The sequence below is a fragment of the Shigella flexneri 2a str. 301 genome (assembly GCF_000006925.2).
Classification (GTDB): domain Bacteria; phylum Pseudomonadota; class Gammaproteobacteria; order Enterobacterales; family Enterobacteriaceae; genus ECMA0423.
The window spans coordinates 3,097,976-3,116,169 of record NC_004337.2; the positions used below are offsets into that span (position 1 = coordinate 3,097,976).

Sequence of the window (18,194 nt, forward strand, 5' to 3'; positions counted from 1 at the left end):
TCAGGACAAAAGACACTGGATGAAATTATTAACCACAGAAACGGCGCTGGATATTCTGATTGCGTGGCTGCAGGACAATATTGACTGCGAATCAGGGATTATCTTCGACAACGATGAGGATAAAACGGATTCGGCAGCACTGCTGCCCTGTATTGAACAGGCCAGGGAAGATATCCGTACCCTGCGTCAGCTGCAGTTTCTGCAACAGAACCGGTGAGTCTTACTCACCAGACTTCATTCCACTGACGCCAGCCTGAATACGGCTGGCGTTTTCGTTTATCTGCAAAAAGGAATATCGATTATGTCTGAAATCACAGCCTCTCGTCCGGAAGTGGTCAACGGGCATACGGACGTTATCTGCTCAACCAGTATCCGCCACATTCTGGCTGTACGAAAGAGTACATTGCTGCAAATCGACACACTTATCCGACAACTGGCTGAAGTATCAGCAATGACAGAAAGTATTAGAGGTAAAACGGCTCTGGACTGGGCCATGAAACAGGATTTTCGCTGCGGTTGCTGGCTGATGGAGAAACCGGAAACCGCAATGAAAGCCATCACACGCAATCTTGATCGCGAACTCTGGCGTGATCTGATGCAACGTTCCGGGATGCTGAGTCTGATGGATGCGCAGACCCGGGACACATGGTACAGGTCACTGGAATATGATAATTTTCCGGAAATCAGCGAAGCGAACATTCTGAGCACATTTGAACAACTGCACCAGAACAAAGATGAAGTGTTTGAACGGGGAGTGATCAACGTCTTCAAAGGGCTGAGCTGGGATTACAAAACCAACTCACCCTGTAAATTTGGCAGTAAAATTATCGTCAACAACCTGGTGAGGTGGGACCGGTGGGGGTTTCATCTTATCACCGGGCAACAGACTGACCGACTCGTCGACCTGGAAAGAATGCTACATCTGTTCAGCGGCAAACCGATCCCCGACAACCGGGAAAACATCACTATTCGTCTGGATGGTCACATCCAGTCCGTTCAGGGTAAAGAGCGCTATGAAGACGAGATGTTCATCATTAAATACTTTAAGAAGGGATCTGCACACATCACTTTCAAAAGGCTGGAACTGATTGACAGAATTAACGATATAATAGCCAGGTACTTTCCTTCTGTGCTCTCAGCCTGATCCCGAGAGTGATTCCCTTTCGATATCAAAAGGGACTGCGGGTATAATTGAGGGTACATTTTTAATCAAACCAAACAAATTGCATTAATATCAATATGATAAAAGAAATTTTCGATTCCGAGTCCGGCACCACTATTTAGAAGAACCAGCCTACGGGCTGGTTTTTTGCTTTCTGGGGTTCTGGTAGATATCCGGTCACTTTGAATGCTGATGTCACTGCTTTACCTCTTCCACCCAGCCTGAACATTTCTTCTAAGTAGCCCCCTTCTGGTCACTGTGGCCTTTTCTGTCAAACTTCAAATCCCCAATAGACACTATTTCCACATGAGCACCTGGCTAACGGATTCATTACTGCACGGATACATCCGGTCTTTGTCCGGTCTGAAGTAAAACGCATACCACCTGCGTTGGCCCCTCCTCAGTCCCCCCCAACATCAAACCGAACATTTTTCACTCTGATTGATTTAGCTTTAGTCAACTTTTGGGTGTTATGCCCTGATGAATCCCCTAATGATTTTTATCAAAATCATTAAGTTAAGGTAGATACACATCTTGTCATATGATCAAATGGTTTCGCCAAAAATCAATAATCAGACAACAAAATGTGCGAACTCGATATTTTACACGACTCTCTTTACCAATTCTGCCCCGAATTACACTTAAAACGACTCAACAGCTTAACGTTGGCTTGCCACGCCTTACTTGACTGTAAAACTCTCACTCTTACCGAACTTGGCCGTAACCTGCCAACCAAAGCGAGAACAAAACATAACATCAAACGAATCGACCGATTGTTAGGTAATCGTCACCTCCACAAAGAGCGACTCGCTGTATACCGTTGGCATGCTAGCTTTATCTGTTCGGGCAATACGATGCCCATTGTACTTGTTGACTGGTCTGATATCCGTGAGCAAAAACGGCTTATGGTATTGCGAGCTTCAGTCGCACTACACGGTCGTTCTGTTACTCTTTATGAGAAAGCGTTCCCGCTTTCAGAGCAATGTTCAAAGAAAGCTCATGACCAATTTCTAGCCGCCCTTGCGAGCATTCTACCGAGTAACACCACACCGCTCATTGTCAGTGATGCTGGCTTTAAAGTGCCATGGTATAAATCCGTTGAGAAGCTGGGTTGGTACTGGTTAAGTCGAGTAAGAGGAAAAGTCCAATATGCAGACCTAGGAGCGGAAAACTGGAAACCTATCAGCAACTTACATGATATGTCATCTAGTCACTCAAAGACTTTAGGCTATAAGAGGCTGACTAAAAGCAATCCAATCTCATGCCAAATTCTATTGTATAAATCTCGCTCTAAAGGCCGAAAAAATCAGCGCTCGACACGGACTCATTGTCACCACCCGTCACCTAAAATCTACTCAGCGTCGGCAAAGGAGCCATGGATTCTAGCAACTAACTTACCTGTTGAAATTCGAACACCCAAACAACTTGTTAATATCTATTCGAAGCGAATGCAGATTGAAGAAACCTTCCGAGACTTGAAAAGTCCTGCCTACGGACTAGGCCTACGCCATAGCCGAACGAGCAGCTCAGAGCGTTTTGATATCATGCTGCTAATCGCCCTGATGCTTCAACTAACATGTTGGCTTGCGGGCGTTCATGCTCAGAAACAAGGTTGGGACAAGCACTTCCAGGCTAACACAGTCAGAAATCGAAACGTACTCTCAACAGTTCGCTTAGGCATGGAAGTTTTGCGGCATTCTGGCTACACAATAACAAGGGAAGACTCACTCGTGGCTGCAACCCTGCTTACTCAAAATCTATTCACACATGGTTACGTTTTGGGGAAATTATGAGGGGATCTCTCAGTGTTATGCCTACTATATCAATATGATCCATAGGGGATTATGGCCAGACTACCGGTAATACCGAGAGACAGGATCTCAATCGGAGATAGAACGTTCTGCAAAACGGGGCTTACAGAAAATCCCTAAATGACCTGCAACCTCCAGCCCATTGCATATTATGATAACAGTGAATATTTTGGTTAAGTCGCGCCCCGCAAAAGGTGGAAAGCAATTTAACAAATTGAATTAAAAGGGTTTAACCGCAAAATGGACGCAACAGGCAACACGACAGTCACCTGCCTGAGTCACAAAATGAAGTACAAAGAAGTCGCCTGCGGTAAGCAGCGGATGCACTGGCTGGCGCTGCAGTTCGTGGATGAGAACAACAACCCAGTTTCCGGTCTCAACGTGCAGCTGGAGTATCATCCACGGGCAATGGCGGCAGAGCTGGCTCTGTGGGCCAGAGGCAGACACACTCAGTTTGACCCCACACCGCCGCCCCCACCTGTCGGTGTCACTGACAGTCAGGGTCTGGTACGGTTTGATGACTTGTACTGAATTAAAGCACCTAAAACAAACATTTATATCGCAACAGTTAAATAGAATGGATAATCGGTAATAAAATGGTCCTTGAGTGCGTTAGATCAACATCAAAATAATTAAAATACCCATGCATTTTTTTAAGATATGGTTTTAGATCAGAATGAGATTAAAAGGGAGAGAAAGTCATAGCCTTATTTGATGTCAGAAACCAATGCGTGGAAGTTAGAGCATTACGGAAAAAAGCCTGACATACTTAACGGGCAGGCATAGAGGTGATCTCATTGAATTTGTTAGCGCAATCAGTAGATCACAAAACTCTATGCCTGTCTTCTTTTCTGGGGACTCCTCAGCCTGATCTTACCCAGCAATAGTGGACACGCGGCTAAGTGAGTAAACTCTCAGTCAGAGGTGACTCACATGACAAAAACAGTATCAACCAGTAAAAAACCCCGTAAACAGCATTCGCCTGAATTTCGCAGTGAAGCCCTGAAGCTTGCTGAACGCATCGGTGTTACTGCCGCAGCCCGTGAACTCAGCCTGTATGAATCACAGCTCTACAACTGGCGCAGTAAACAGCAAAATCAGCAGACGTCTTCTGAACGTGAACTGGAGATGTCTACCGAGATTGCACGTCTCAAACGCCAGCTGGCAGAACGGGATGAAGAGCTGGCTATCCTCCAAAAGGCCGCGACATACTTCGCGAAGCGCCTGAAATGAAGTATGTCTTTATTGAAAAACATCAGGCTGAGTTCAGCATCAAAGCAATGTGCCGCGTGCTCCGGGTGGCCCGCAGCGGCTGGTATACGTGGTGTCAGCGGCGGACAAGGATAAGCACGCGTCAGCAGTTCCGCCAACACTGCGACAGCGTTGTCCTCGCGGCTTTTACCCGGTCAAAACAGCGTTACGGTGCCCCACGCCTGACGGATGAACTGCGTGCTCAGGGTTACCCCTTTAACGTAAAAACCGTGGCGGCAAGCCTGCGCCGTCAGGGACTGAGGGCAAAGGCCTCCCGGAAGTTCAGCCCGGTCAGCTACCGCGCACACGGCCTGCCTGTGTCAGAAAATCTGTTGGAGCAGGATTTTTACGCCAGTGGCCCGAACCAGAAGTGGCCAGGAGACATCACGTACTTACGTACAGATGAAGGCTGGCTGTATCTGGCAGTGGTCATTGACCTGTGGTCACGTGCCGTTATTGGCTGGTCAATGTCGCCACGCATGACGGCGCAACTGCCCTGCGATGCCCTGCAGATGGCGCTGTGGCGGCGTAAGAGGCCCCGGAACGTTATCGTTCACACGGACCGTGGAGGCCAGTACTGTTCAGCAGATTATCAGGCGCAACTGAAACGGCATAATCTGCGTGGAAGTATGAGCGCAAAAGGTTGCTGCTACGATAATGCCTGCGTGGAAAGCTTCTTTCATTCGCTGAAAGTGGAATGTATCCATGGAGAACACTTTATCAGCCGGGAAATAATGCGGGCAACGGTGTTTAATTATATCGAATGTGATTACAATCGGTGGCGGCGGCACAGTTGGTGTGGCGGCCTCAGTCCGGAACAATTTGAAAACCAGAACCTTGCTTAGGCCTGTGTCCATATTACGTGGGTAGGATCACAAGACCTACTGCTATCACAATTACTGAGAGAAAAAAAAGCATCCGATGATTCATTTATGCTGTCCTAAAAAATTAACAAAACAATGGGAAAACAGGATATGTAAGCAGAAAAGCCAATGAAATTGGTACAGCATAAGGCACACCGTTTTCACGAATTGATTTTCGAAAAAAAAGAAGACCTGCCAGAACAACCAGAGCGCCGCAAAAGGTCATTGCGACGAGAAAATTAGCCAGTTCATGTTCATCAATAGCTAACGAAAGAACAGTTAACAGCTTGACATCACCGCCGCCAATTATCCCTGCGGAAAAAAGAAAGAAGCCCACGAGCAAAACGCTCCCGGCTGCAACCAGATTGGGTTTTTGATGCTGTAAAATGAGTGCCAAAAAAATAAGCACGGTTAACACCAGTAAATAACGATGGCTAATAATTCTGAGTAATATATCCCCCCATGAAATAAAAATAAGAAAGAGCGCAACAAATAAAAGATCGACTCTTAGTAACCATATTGCTGCCATTGAAAGACTCCATGTACCATACAAGGTTGCTGCCAGACATATTCCTTTACGTCTGACAGCCTCTAGAGAGTTTTTTTATTTTTTATAAGTTACGGATTACTCGTTCCGGAAATCGTTACCTGTTGAATTGCTGCAGCGATAGCGTCGAATGCATCTTTAATTGCGCCCAGGAAGCCTGAGTTCTGATCGCCAAAGATGAAAGCAAGCAGAGTTGCCATAGCAACACCAATCAATGCATATTCGATTGCAGTAACACCACGTTCATCCTTCGCGAAACGCGCAAAGCACTGTTTAGTTTTACCATAGTACTTAGTAATAAAAGTATTCATGTTTTCCTCGTATATTATTATTTAAATTCAAACCACCAGCTTCATCTGCGTGTCACCGGTATCCCATATTTTTGGGATGTGGCTATAATTATCTATTCCCGCTATTTAGTCTTCAAAAAAAATTACATTTAATATCATTTATCTTGATTAAGAAATAGTAAGACTAAAAAAACAAGCGTCGTCAGCCAGCACACTGCTAACACGGTAAGAACGCTAATAAAAACACTCCACTGCTTCGTTCTATACCATTCAATATTTTTGTCAGTATGTTTTATTGGGAGCAGCTCTTCAGTAGAGAATTCCTGGCTGTTATCATTCTCAGGAATGTTTGCATCAGTGTTTACTTCCCTGGCCTCGCTATCGTTGGTATAGCTACTACTGTCTTCATCACTGTCACGCTCATTCTCACAGACATGTTTCTCGACCTTTCCCAGATATCTGACGCCTTTTCGCGGAATGGTTTTAATTAGAGAACTCGACAAACCTGCGACGTCTAATGCCTTTCTAAGCATGTAAATCTGCCCATAATAACTGCTGTCGCTTACCGAACCTTTCTGCTCCCGCCAAACCTCATTGATAATATGTTGCTTATCGGATTCTCCCTGTAGTAAAAGGAGTAAAAATCGATAGCCGTTTTCAGACAGATTGATTACATTGCCTGTACTGGTGGTGATACGTCGAGACGCTGGGTAAAACTTAACTCCCTGCCCTAAAGAAAAATAAAAACGGTCATCGCTCATAAGTACCGACCCCTGTTTTCTTCTTCACATGACTACTCATTACAACTTTGTATGAAGTAAGATGCAAAATCATATTGTTTACATTAAGTTAAGCAATTAGGTAATGACTCCAACTTACTGATAGTGTTTTATGTTCAGATAATGCCCGATGACCTTGTCATGCAGCTCCACCGATTTTGAGAACGACAGTGACTTCCGTCCCAGCCTTGCCAGATGTTGTCTCAGATTCAGATTATGTCGCTCAATGCGCTGAGTGTAACGCTTGCTGATAACGTGCAGCTTTCCCTTCAGGCGTGATTCATACAGCGGCCAGCCATCCGTCATCCATACCACGACCTCAAAGGCCGACAGCAGGCTCAGAAGACGCTCCAGTGTGGCCAGAGTGCGTTCACCGAAGACGTGCGGCACAACCGTCCTCCGTATCCTGTCATACGCGTAAAACAGCCAGCGCTGACGTGATTTAGCACCCGACGTAGCCCCAATGTTCGTCCATTTCAGCGCAGACAATCACATCACTGCCCGGTTGTATGCGCGAGGTTACCGACTGCGGCCTGAGTTTTTTAAGTGACGTAAAACCGTGTTGAGGCCAACGCCCATAATGCGTGCACTGGCGCGACATCCGACGCCATTCATGGCCATATCAATGATTTTCTGGTGCGTACCGGGCTGAGAGGCGGTGTAAGTGAACTGTAGTTGCCATGTTTTACGGCAATGAGAGCAGAGATAGCGCTGATGTCCGGCAGTGCTTTTGCCGTTACGCACCACGCCTTCAGTAGCGGAGCAGGAAGGACATCTGATGGAAATGGAAGCCACGCAAGCACCTTAAAATCACCATCATACACTAAATCAGTAAGTTGGCAGCATTACCGGTAATGACTCCAACTTACTGATAGTGTTTTATGTTCAGATAATGCCCGATGACCTTGTCATGCAGCTCCACCGATTTTGAGAACGACAGTGACTTCCGTCCCAGCCTTGCCAGATGTTGTCTCAGATTCAGATTATGTCGCTCAATGCGCTGAGTGTAACGCTTGCTGATAACGTGCAGCTTTCCCTTCAGGCGTGATTCATACAGCGGCCAGCCATCCGTCATCCATACCACGACCTCAAAGGCCGACAGCAGGCTCAGAAGACGCTCCAGTGTGGCCAGAGTGCGTTCACCGAAGACGTGCGGCACAACCGTCCTCCGTATCCTGTCATACGCGTAAAACAGCCAGCGCTGACGTGATTTAGCACCCGACGTAGCCCCAATGTTCGTCCATTTCAGCGCAGACAATCACATCACTGCCCGGTTGTATGCGCGAGGTTACCGACTGCGGCCTGAGTTTTTTAAGTGACGTAAAACCGTGTTGAGGCCAACGCCCATAATGCGTGCACTGGCGCGACATCCGACGCCATTCATGGCCATATCAATGATTTTCTGGTGCGTACCGGGCTGAGAGGCGGTGTAAGTGAACTGTAGTTGCCATGTTTTACGGCAATGAGAGCAGAGATAGCGCTGATGTCCGGCAGTGCTTTTGCCGTTACGCACCACGCCTTCAGTAGCGGAGCAGGAAGGACATCTGATGGAAATGGAAGCCACGCAAGCACCTTAAAATCACCATCATACACTAAATCAGTAAGTTGGCAGCATTACCCAATTTACGTACCGTTTAAACAAAGACAATACGTCTCTTTATTTCTCATAAAACCCCAATCCCTTACAGGGCTTATTGAAAAATTTAAAAATCACAAATTTCTCAATACTCGAAATGAGATCACATAAGAAATCAAAAAGCCTTCTCATCTATTTTAAGTTTTCCCAACGGAAAATAAGAGCTTTCATTAATACTGAACCACTTTACTGTTCTATTTGTTCAGGTATTGCATTACGGTGTGCTGAGATCCATCGGTGCATCCCTGTATCCCGCGATGAGACTAAAATAGTCGTGATGTAAGCTCGTATCAGATTCTTAGTGAATACCACATTTGTTATAATTAAGTGAAAAGATACATTGCTGATTTACATTATTTGGTTTACAAAATGTCATCACTTGCAGAGTTATCGCTGACAGATACCTTTAATCTCTTACTACTTTCGTGTTATTGCAATACAACCATCCGTAAAGCAGGGCTATTTTTAGCAGGAAATACTCAGGTGTCAACATTCGAACTCCAACTCTGAAATATTCATATAAGTTAATGATTTTAATGATTTTAATGATTTTAATGATTTTAATGATTTTAATGATTTTAATGATTTTAATGATTTTAATGATTTTAATGATTTTAATGATTTTAATGATTTTTTCATTTATTCACACCTAATAAAAGTATTCAAATTCAGATGATTTTTCTGCTCAACAGACACAAACAGGCAATAATACTCTCCAAAGCGAACAATATTTGGCATTACGATTTAATGCTTCATAATCACCAAATTATTTAACCATAAATTTTCTTATTTCTAACAAAATGATTGGTGTGTTGTTGGAGTTAAAATACATACATAATATTAACATCTGCCAACATTTCACTTTCCGCAAGACGGATGATTTCGAATCCTCATCCACGTTACCCTATCCCAAATATCTTTATTAATAGGCAGTAACGAACACTGTTATAGCAAGATTAACTTATTAACCTAACGGCATCTTTTATGTAACAAGTGGAGATAAATTGCTTAAAATTGATCCTCGACAAATCTTAAAAGTTCTCATTATTCTGCAAAATCAGCTTTGCGAATAATCTTATGTTTTTGGGAGTTTTGGGAATTTTGATCTACTCATTGTTCTAGTGAAAAATATAAATAAGAGAAAAAACGCCATTCGTCATGAAAGCAACAGATGAAGCAATGTAATAACATACTAAAATTGATCTCATGAAAGTGGGTACTTTATAACCAGCACAGAAGCCAAGTTGTATAAATATTAAACAATTCGCATCGTAAAACGGAGACTACGTATAAAGAAGCCAATCGTAAAAACGGTTCCCTGGCGAGATAAACGACAGACAAATGGAAAGCCGGGTGATATTTACCTTCATCCGGCTTTATTGATTTACGAGACTAACATCCCGGTAAACACATACGCCTGCAGCAGGGTGATAACGCTGGCAAAAATCAGACTGTGCTTCACGGTGTAGCGGAACAGTTCAGATTCTCGGCCCACCATGCCCGTCGCGGCGCAGGCCACGGCGATAGATTGCGGGGAGATCATCTTGCCAGTTACGCCGCCGCTGGTATTTGCTGCCACCAGCAGAGTGTCAGAGACGTTGATTTGCTGCGCCGTGGTCGATTGCAGTGAACCAAACAGGGCGTTTGAAGAAGTGTCCGACCCGGTAAGGAATACGCCCAGCCAGCCGAGAAACGGTGAGAAAAACGGGAACATCACGCCTGTACCTGCCAGTACCAGCGCCAGCGTGGTGGACATGCCGGAATAGTTGGTGACGAAGGCGAATGCCAGCACCATGCCAATCGACAATATCGGCCACTTCAGACTAATTAGCATTTCGGCAAAGACGCCAATCCCTTTCTTGATGCCCACGCCGAGGATGAAGATAGAGATAATCGCCGCAATAAAAATAGCGGTGCCGCCAGCCGAGAGAGGGTCGAATTTAAACACCGCATCCATTGGCGTTGGTTGGGCGACAATGGGTGCCGCTTTCAACACTTGTTGATGCAAATGAGGGATCTGGAAATTAATCACCAGTGAATAAAACGCGCCGCCCGGAGCAAATAACGCTTTAAACGGCTTCATGGTCCAGATGGTGACCAGCACCGTTAAGATTAAAAACGGTGACCACGCACGAATGATTTGCCCCAGACTATATTCTGAAGGCACGGGACCGCCAGAAGATGGCTTATTTACCACCATCGCACCTGCGGATTGCCCCATGCTGATTGCCGTTTCGGTATTTTTCGGCCGCCAGACTTTAAGGAATAAAGCGAGTGAGACGATACTCACCAGCGCCGAAGTAATATCCGGCAGTTCCGGACCAATATAGTTAGAGGTAAAGAACTGAGTGACAGCGAAGCTTCCCCCAGCAACCAGCGCCGCTGGCCACGTCTCTTTCACCCCTTTCCAGCCGTCCATCATTGCTACCAGCCAGAACGGCACAAGAACCGACAGGAACGGTAACTGACGTCCCGCCATTGCGCCAATGTGGAACGGATCGATTCCCGTTACCTGACCGGCGACCAGAATCGGCACGCCCAACGCACCAAACGCCACCGTCGCACCAAAGCCAGCAGCTCCTTCCAGCAACGCACCAAAGGAGAAACCAATCAGTAACACCTGCAAACGCTGATCGTCGGTGATGGAGATAACCGAGCTGCGGATAATATCGAACTGCCCGCTGGCAACGGTTAATTTATACAGGAACACCGCCGCGACAATAATCCACGCAATTGGCCATAATCCATAAATAAAGCCATAGCCCGCAGCAGCAAATGCCATATCAATCGGCATTTTAAAGGCGAATATCGCAATCAGGATAGATAATATAAGGGTTATTGCTCCAGCAACATGTCCTTTCAGACGTAATACCGCGAGTGCAACGAAGAAGAATATTATCGGGATCAGGGCGCGACCAGAGCGGATAGCCCCAGTCCTCCCATCGGCATATACATTTGGGTCCAGGTAACCATATTGTTCAGTCTCTTATTATCTTTATATGCTTGATATACTTAAGGTTGTAATAAGCAAAAGAGGACTGAACTGTAAAATATAGGCGTTATACTTTACAGCAACAGTACGCCGCTAACGCAATTGCTACCTCTGGCATAACAAGTATATCGGGTAAGGGTTTCTGTTCCGCACACGCAGGCGCAGAGTATCGTTAAGATGTCCATATTGTTGTTTTAGGCCCGCTAGTAATGCGCTACGGGTATTTAATATTGTTAAACCCTGATAATCGCTCCGGTTATTTCCGGGATAAATGTACTACCGCAGTTACTATCATAGCCCCGACAATAAAACTTGCCGGGGCTTTTTTGACGCTATTAATGACTTTCTTTTTCGCGTAAACGCCAGGCGTGTAATAACGGTTCGGTATAACCGTTTGGCTGTTTCACGCCGAGGAAGATTAAATCGCTGGCAGCTTTAAAAGCACACGAGTTAGCGAAATTCCCCGCCATCGGACGATAAGCCGGATCGCCAGCATTTTGCTGATCAACCACTTTCGCCATATTCTCCAGCGACGCCTGCACCTGTTCTTTGGTCAGAATACCGTGACGTAACCAGTTGGCGATATGCTGGCTGGAGATACGCAGCGTTGCGCGGTCTTCCATCAGCGCCACGTTGTGAATATCCGGCACTTTTGAACAACCAATCCCCTGCTCCACCCAACGCACCACGTACCCCAGAATCCCCTGCACGTTGTTATCCAGCTCTTGTTGGATCTCTTGCGCCGACCAGTTAGCGTTTTCAGCCACCGGAATAGTCAGCAGATCGTCCAGCAGCGGTTCAAATTCAGCACTGAACTCGGTCTGGGCAATGTTGGCTTGCACGCTCTGTACGTTGGTATGGTGGTAGTGCAGCGCATGGAGCGTAGCAGCGGTTGGTGACGGAACCCAGGCTGTGTTTGCCCCGGCACGCAGTTGGTCGCCCTTCTGGCTGTACATGTCTGCCATCAGGTCCGGCATTGCCCACATGCCTTTACCGATTTGCGCTTTACCGCGCAGCCCACAGAACAGACCGGAAAGCACGTTATTACGTTCGTAGGCTTTGATCCACGGCGTCGATTTCATCTGGTTTTTACGCAGCATCGGGCCAGCTTCCATCACCGAATGCATTTCATCGCCGGTACGGTCGAGGAAACCGGTATTGATGAACGCCACGCGGTTGCGCGCCTGAGCGATACAGCTACGCAAGTTCAGCGAGGTCCGGCGTTCTTCATCCATAATGCCCATTTTCAGGGTATTCGGTGCCATACCGAGCATTGTCTCAATGCGGGTAAACAGTTTGTTGGCGAACGCCACTTCCTGCGGACCGTGCATTTTCGGTTTCACAATATAGACGCTGCCAGTGCGCGAGTTTTTCTGCACTTTTAAATCATAGAGGGCAATCGCGCCAGTCATGACGCCATCAAGAATACCTTCCGGGATTTCATTGCCTTCGCTGTCCCAAATCACAGGAATGGTCATCAAATGACCCACGTTGCGGATAAACAGCAACGAGCGTCCGTGCAGAGAAATTTCAGAGCCATCGGCGGCGGTGTACTGACGATCGTCATTCAGTTTACGTACGATTTGCCGACCGTTTTTCTCCATTTTCTCTTGCAGAGTCCCCTGCATCAGGCCCAGCAGATTGCGGTACAGCAGGATTTTATCTTCCGCATCAACCGCCGCGACCGAATCTTCGCAGTCGAGAATGGTACTGATAGCAGCTTCGACGATAACATCGTTGATGTGCGCCGGATCGTCTTTGCCAATCCGCCCGTTGGCATCAATTTGCAGTTCAATATGCAGGCCGTTATTTTTCAGCAAAATGCAGGTCGGCGCAGCGGCATCGCCACGGTAACCGACAAACTGTGCTGGAGTACGTAACGTGGTTTCTTTACCATTTTTCAACTGGATGCGTAATTGTTTATCGACCACCTTAAACGCCACCACATCCTGATAGCTGCCGTTTTCCAGCGGTAGTGATTCATCGAGGAAACGTCGAACCCAGGCGATAACCTGCTCACCGCGCTGCGGATCGTAGCCACTGACCATCGCCCCTTCCTGCGGGATGATGTCGCTGCCGTATAACGCATCGTACAGTGAGCCCCAGCGAGCGTTCGCCGCGTTCAGCGCGTAGCGGGCGTTCATTGCCGGAACCACCAGCTGTGGCCCCGCCTGACTGGTGATTTCGCTGTCAATGCCCGTGGTTTCCACCGTCACGCGCTCCGGTTGCGGCACCAGGTAGCCCAGTTCACGAAGGAAAGATTTATAGGCCGCTTTATCTTTTACCGGCCCCGGATTGCTGCGATGCCACTCATCAAGCGCCGCCTGAATGCGATCGCGTTCTGCCAGCAACTGACGATTTTCTGGTGCCAGATCGTGAACGATCTCATCAACATTGTGCCAGAATGCAGCAGCGTCCAGTTCCACGCCCGGCAAAACTTCTCCATCCACAAAACGTTTAAAATTGGCGTCAATGCGTAAACGGCCCTGGGTTATGGTTTGACTCATTGTTTCTCTCCTCGTTTTCGCTTATTTCGCCAACACCGCTGCTGCCACTTTCGCGACCTGCGCATCCTGTGCTCCGGTTAAACCAGAAACGCCCACGGCACCAATAATTTGCCCATCAACAACAACCGGTACGCCGCCTTCCAGCGACGTCAGTAACGGCGCAGTCACGAACGCGGTACGTCCGTTGTTCACCATCTCTTCATAGCCCTTAGTTTCACGACGCCCCAGCGCGGCGGTACGCGCTTTCTCCTGGGAGATGTAAGCCGCAATCGGCGCGCAATCGTCCATGCGACTTAACGCCAGCAGATGACCGCCGTCATCGGCAACAGCAATGGAAACAGACCAGTTATTTTTCTGCGCCTCTTCCTGACCTGCGGCAATAATTGCACTCGCCATTTGCTGGCTAAGAATGACTTTAGTTTTCATTTTTTTATTCCTTTTCAAGGGCTTGTTCTACAATTTCAATCCAGTGACGCACAGAGGTACGACCGGCGCTCGCCAGATGCGTCTGGCAACCAATGTTGGCGGTGACGATCATTTCCGGTTTGCCGCTTTCCAGCGCATTCATTTTGTTATCCCGCAGCTGGCGTGCCAGATCGGGATGCGTTAACGCATATGTTCCCGCTGAACCGCAGCACAGATGGCTGTCGGGAACGTCCGTTAAGGTAAATCCAAGACGAAGTAACACTTTTTCCACTTCGCCGTTCAGCTTTTGCGCATGTTGTAGGGTACACGGGCAGTGGAAGGCCAGTTTTTTATCGCCGCGAATTGCCAGTTTTTCCAGCGGTTCCTCGCGCAGAAGTTCGACTAAATCGACCGCCAGTTCACTGACCTGACGCGCTTTATCGGCATATAACGCATCGTTTTTCAGCATCTGCCCATACTCTTTGACGAACGCGCCGCAACCGCTGGCGGTTTGCAAAATTGCCTCGGCACCTGCTTCAATCGCGGGCCACCAGGCATCAATATTATTGCGCGCCCGTGCCAACCCTTTCTCCTGCGCATTAAGATGATAGTCCACCGCGCCACAACAGCCTGCTTCGTTAGCTGACATGACGCTGATCCCCAGACGATCCAGCACTCGCGCAGTTGCCGCGTTGGTGTTGGGCGAAAGCGTAGGCTGGGCGCAGCCTTCCAGCATTAAAACCCGACGCTTATGGCGCAGCGGCGGACGCGGTTTAGCTTTCACCGTTTCAGCAGGCAGTTTTGCTCTGACCTGTTCCGGTAAAAACGGTCGCAGCACCAGCCCTACCTGCGTCAGCGCACGGAAGACCGCCGGACGCGGCACTACCTGGCGCAATCCTTCGCGCAGCATTCGCTCCGGCAGTGGGCGTTTCACTTTCTGCTCGACAATATCACGCCCGATATCCAGCAAATTGTGATAGCGCACACCAGAAGGACAGGTGGTTTCACAATTGCGGCAAGTGAGGCAGCGATCGAGATGCTCCTGTGTTTTAAGCGTGACTTCGTTGCCTTCCAGCACCTGTTTAATCAGATAGATGCGCCCGCGCGGCCCGTCCAGTTCATCGCCCAGAAGCTGATAGGTTGGGCAGGTTGCGGTACAAAATCCGCAGTGAACACAGGCGCACAGGATGCTGTCGGCTTCCAGCGCGCGTTCTGCCGCATCTCTTCGGTTAATCGGGTTTGCATAGCCTGCTCCTCAAAGTTCCGCGTACATGCGACCGGGGTTAAACACGCCGCAAGGGTCGAGCTGCTGTTTAAGCTGCTGGTGATAGCGGAATAAAGGAGCCGATAGCGGGGCAAAGCCACCATCTCCGGCACTAAAGCGGGTCGCATGACCGCCAGCGTTGCGGGCGATGCGATGGATTTGATTGTCATCGGCTGTCGATTTCAGCCAGCGTAACGCCCCGCCCCAGTCGATCAGTTGCTCGCCGGGTAAATCCATCATCGGCGCATCGCTGGGTAATGAAATGCGCCATAAGGTACCTGGTAACGAGAAGAACGGCAGTTGTTGTTCACGCAATTGCTGCCAGAACTGACCCACAACCTCTTCGCCACCCAGCAGTTCACGCGCTGCTTTTACCGATCCTTCGCCGCCCTCAAGGCGGATCCACAACGCATTGTCGAAGTAACATAAGCCACTAATGGGTAATGGCTGGAGTTGCCACTCGGCGATTTCACTCATGGCTTCTTGCAGGCTGATTTCCCGACGCAGGCTCAGAGAGGCACGCGGTCGCGGTAACACTTTCATTGAGATTTCAGTGAGCACGCCAAGACAACCGTAGCTTCCGGCCATTAACCGTGAGAGATCGTATCCGGCAACGTTTTTCATCACTTCGCCACCAAAACGCAGATGTTTTCCAGTGCCGGTAATGATGCGCGTGCCGAGGACAAAATCGCGGACCGAACCGCTCCACGGGCGACGCGGCCCCGCCAGCCCGCAGGCGACCATCCCGCCCCAGGTGGCTTCTTCACCATAATGCGGCGGCTCGCAGGGAAGCATTTGCCCGGCGCTCTCCAGCGCCGCTTCAATCGCCACCAGCGGCGTTCCGGCACGAGCGGTTATCACCAGCTCGGTCGGGTCGTAATTAACAATGCCGCGATGACAACGCACATCCAGCGTTTGCCCGGTGACTGGGCGACCTAAAAAGGCTTTGCTATTGCTGCCCTGAATCACCAGCGGCGTTTTATCGCTAATTGCCTGATTCACCTGCTCCAGCAGCGCCTGACTGTAATCACACTCGCGTAGCATCAAAAGCGCTCCAGTTCAGGAAAAGGTAAATGACCGTGATGCACATGCATGGCACCAAATTCAGCACAGCGGTGTAGCGTGGGAATGTTTTTCCCAGGGTTCAGCAAACCATCGGGGTCAAACGCCGCCTTGACCGCATGGAAGGTCGTGATTTCATCGCTGTTGAACTGGGCGCACATTTGATTGATTTTTTCTCGCCCGATGCCATGTTCCCCACTGATGCTGCCGCCAACTTCAACGCAGAGTTCGAGGATCTTCCCGCCCAGCTCTTCCGCGCGGGCAAATTCACCAGGTTCGTTGGCATCGAAAAGGATTAACGGGTGCATGTTGCCATCTCCGGCATGAAAGACGTTGGCAACACGTAAATCATATTGCTGCGATAAACGGGCAATGCCTTCCAGTACGCCAGGCAGGGCGCGACGCGGGATGGTGCCATCCATGCAGTAGTAATCCGGGGAGATACGTCCTACCGCCGGGAACGCATTTTTGCGACCGGCCCAGAAACGTACGCGCTCTGCTTCGTCCTGTGCCAAACGGACGTCAGTCGCGCCCGCTTTCAACAAGATGTAGTTAACCCGCTCGCAGTCTTCCTGTACGTCAGACTCCACGCCGTCCAGTTCGCATAACAAAATCGCTTCGGCGTCGACGGGATAACCGGCATGAATAAAATCTTCCGCCGCGCGGATCGACAGGTTATCCATCATCTCCAGCCCGCCGGGGATAATGCCATTGGCGATGATGTCACCAACCGCAAGTCCGGCTTTTTCTACCGAGTCAAAGCTGGCTAACAGAACCCGCGCCACGGGCGGCTTCGGCAGCAGTTTTACCGTCACTTCGGTGGTCACGCCGAGCATACCTTCCGATCCGGTGAACAGCGCCAGCAGGTCAAAACCAGGTGAATCCAGCGCGTCCGATCCCAGCGTCAGCGCCTCGCCGTCCAGCGTTTGCACTTCAATTTTCAGCAGGTTATGTACGGTCAGACCATATTTCAGGCAGTGGACGCCACCGGCATTTTCCGCCACATTGCCGCCAATTGAACAGGCGATTTGTGAGGAAGGATCCGGCGCGTAATAGAGATTATGCGGCGCAACGGCCTAGGAGATCGCCAGGTTACATACGCCCGGCTGCACGCGCGCGCGGCGACCAACGGGGTTAATGTCGAGGCTCTCTTTAAAGCGCGCCATCACCAACAACACACCTTTTTCCAGCGGCAGCGCGCCACCAGAAAGCCCGGTGCCTGCACCACGGGTCACCACCGGTACACGCAGGCGATGGCAGACAGCCAGAATCGCTGTCACCTGTTCCATTTGCTTAGGCAGAACAACCAGTAATGGACGCGTGCGATACGCGCTCAACCCGTCACACTCGTAAGGAATGATCTCCTCATCGGTATGCAGGATCTCAAGTCCAGGGACATGCTCACGCAGTGCCATCAGTACCGATGTGCGGTCGACATCGGGTAAAGCGCCATCAAGACGCTCTTCGTACAAGATGCTCATGAGTAGGCTTCGCTTTGTTGTGTTGTGTGGCAGCTGATTTTTGCGCGCTGCTTCTGTGAACAGTTATTAAGCGGGCTTTTCGTTTTCGTCTATCTCTTTAGCTACCGGTCAGACCATTTTTTTTCCAGCTCTGTGACCTTGTCT

The 18,194-nt window shown here is 48.9% G+C and carries 14 protein-coding genes, 3 pseudogenes and 6 other annotated features; of the genes and pseudogenes, 6 read left to right on the top strand and 11 right to left on the bottom strand.

Annotated elements, in window-relative coordinates:
- Positions 1–19 precede the first annotated feature (19 nt).
- From SF3001 to SF3006, 6 genes are all read left to right on the top strand, one after another.
- Positions 20–217, top strand: coding sequence for a hypothetical protein (locus SF3001; RefSeq protein ID NP_708775.1), 198 nt, complete (start codon positions 20–22; stop codon positions 215–217).
- An 84-nt stretch (positions 218–301) separates the two neighbouring features.
- Positions 302–1,144 carry a hypothetical protein gene (locus SF3002; RefSeq protein NP_708776.1) on the top strand — a complete coding sequence of 281 codons (843 nt, stop codon included), beginning with the start codon at positions 302–304 and terminating at the stop codon, positions 1,142–1,144.
- A gap of 495 nt (positions 1,145–1,639) precedes the next feature.
- Positions 1,640–2,968: a mobile genetic element, on the top strand.
- Positions 1,747–2,955, top strand: coding sequence for an insertion element iso-IS10R transposase (locus SF3003; protein ID NP_708777.1), 1,209 nt, complete (start codon positions 1,747–1,749; stop codon positions 2,953–2,955). It overlaps the preceding feature by 1,209 nt.
- A gap of 245 nt (positions 2,969–3,213) precedes the next feature.
- Positions 3,214–3,504 (top strand): hypothetical protein, encoded by a 291-nt coding sequence (locus SF3004; RefSeq protein NP_708778.1) that lies wholly within the window; start codon positions 3,214–3,216, stop codon positions 3,502–3,504.
- A 337-nt stretch (positions 3,505–3,841) separates the two neighbouring features.
- Positions 3,842–5,099 (top strand) — a mobile genetic element.
- Positions 3,898–4,206: an insertion sequence IS3 transposase InsE gene (locus SF3005; protein ID NP_708779.1), complete on the top strand. Its 309-nt coding sequence runs from the start codon at positions 3,898–3,900 to the stop codon at positions 4,204–4,206. Its footprint overlaps the feature before it by 309 nt.
- Positions 4,203–5,069, top strand: coding sequence for an insertion sequence IS3A transposase InsF (locus SF3006; protein NP_708780.1), 867 nt, complete (start codon positions 4,203–4,205; stop codon positions 5,067–5,069). (Lies within the feature at positions 3,842–5,099.) Before SF3005 ends, SF3006 begins: the two co-directional genes overlap by 4 nt.
- Positions 5,100–5,172: 73 nt before the next feature.
- Here the strand turns inward: SF3006 and SF3007 are convergent.
- The 11 genes and pseudogenes from SF3007 to glcD form a co-directional block, all read right to left on the bottom strand.
- Positions 5,173–5,640 (bottom strand): hypothetical protein, encoded by a 468-nt coding sequence (locus SF3007; protein NP_708781.1) that lies wholly within the window; start codon positions 5,638–5,640, stop codon positions 5,173–5,175.
- A 65-nt stretch (positions 5,641–5,705) separates the two neighbouring features.
- On the bottom strand, positions 5,706–5,945 hold the full coding sequence (locus SF3008) for a hypothetical protein (protein NP_708782.1): 240 nt from the start codon (positions 5,943–5,945) through the stop codon (positions 5,706–5,708).
- 134 nt (positions 5,946–6,079) lie between these two features.
- Positions 6,080–6,685: a hypothetical protein gene (locus tag SF3009; RefSeq protein ID NP_708783.1), complete on the bottom strand. Its 606-nt coding sequence runs from the start codon at positions 6,683–6,685 to the stop codon at positions 6,080–6,082.
- A 99-nt stretch (positions 6,686–6,784) separates the two neighbouring features.
- Positions 6,785–7,553 (bottom strand) — a mobile genetic element.
- Positions 7,223–7,498, bottom strand: coding sequence for an insertion element IS1 protein InsA (gene insA / locus SF3011; RefSeq protein NP_708785.1), 276 nt, complete (start codon positions 7,496–7,498; stop codon positions 7,223–7,225). It overlaps the preceding feature by 276 nt.
- Positions 7,554–8,322, bottom strand: a mobile genetic element.
- Positions 7,992–8,267, bottom strand: a complete 276-nt coding sequence (gene insA, locus SF3013; RefSeq protein ID NP_708787.1) for an insertion element IS1 protein InsA — start codon at positions 8,265–8,267, stop codon at positions 7,992–7,994. Its footprint overlaps the feature before it by 276 nt.
- A 1,401-nt stretch (positions 8,323–9,723) precedes the next feature.
- Positions 9,724–11,312: pseudogene (gene yghK, locus SF3014) on the bottom strand.
- A gap of 354 nt (positions 11,313–11,666) precedes the next feature.
- The gene (glcB, locus tag SF3015) at positions 11,667–13,838 is read right to left on the bottom strand and encodes a malate synthase G (RefSeq protein ID NP_708789.1); all 2,172 of its coding nucleotides are present in this window, start codon (positions 13,836–13,838) and stop codon (positions 11,667–11,669) included.
- 21 nt (positions 13,839–13,859) lie between these two features.
- A complete protein-coding gene (gene glcG / locus SF3016) occupies positions 13,860–14,264 on the bottom strand; it encodes a hypothetical protein (RefSeq protein ID NP_708790.2) in 405 nt (134 codons plus the stop codon).
- Positions 14,265–14,268: 4 nt separating this feature from the next.
- Positions 14,269–15,488: a sequence feature (Similar to Escherichia coli K12 glycolate oxidase iron-sulfur subunit gi: 1789350 (762 aa). BLAST with identity of 98% in 760 aa. This CDS ontains frameshift. The sequence has been checked and is believed to be correct.), on the bottom strand.
- A pseudogene (gene glcF, locus SF3017) lies at positions 14,269–15,488 on the bottom strand. Its footprint overlaps the feature before it by 1,220 nt.
- A 10-nt stretch (positions 15,489–15,498) precedes the next feature.
- Entirely contained in the window at positions 15,499–16,551 is a 1,053-nt protein-coding gene (locus SF3017a) for a glycolate oxidase FAD binding subunit (RefSeq protein ID YP_008439281.1), read from the bottom strand.
- A gap of 6 nt (positions 16,552–16,557) precedes the next feature.
- Positions 16,558–18,050, bottom strand: a sequence feature (Similar to Escherichia coli K12 glycolate oxidase subunit D gi: 1789351 (500 aa). BLAST with identity of 98% in 497 aa. This CDS contains an in-frame stop codon. The sequence has been checked and is believed to be correct.).
- Positions 16,558–18,050: pseudogene (glcD, locus tag SF3018) on the bottom strand. It overlaps the preceding feature by 1,493 nt.
- Positions 18,051–18,194: the final 144 nt, after the last annotated feature.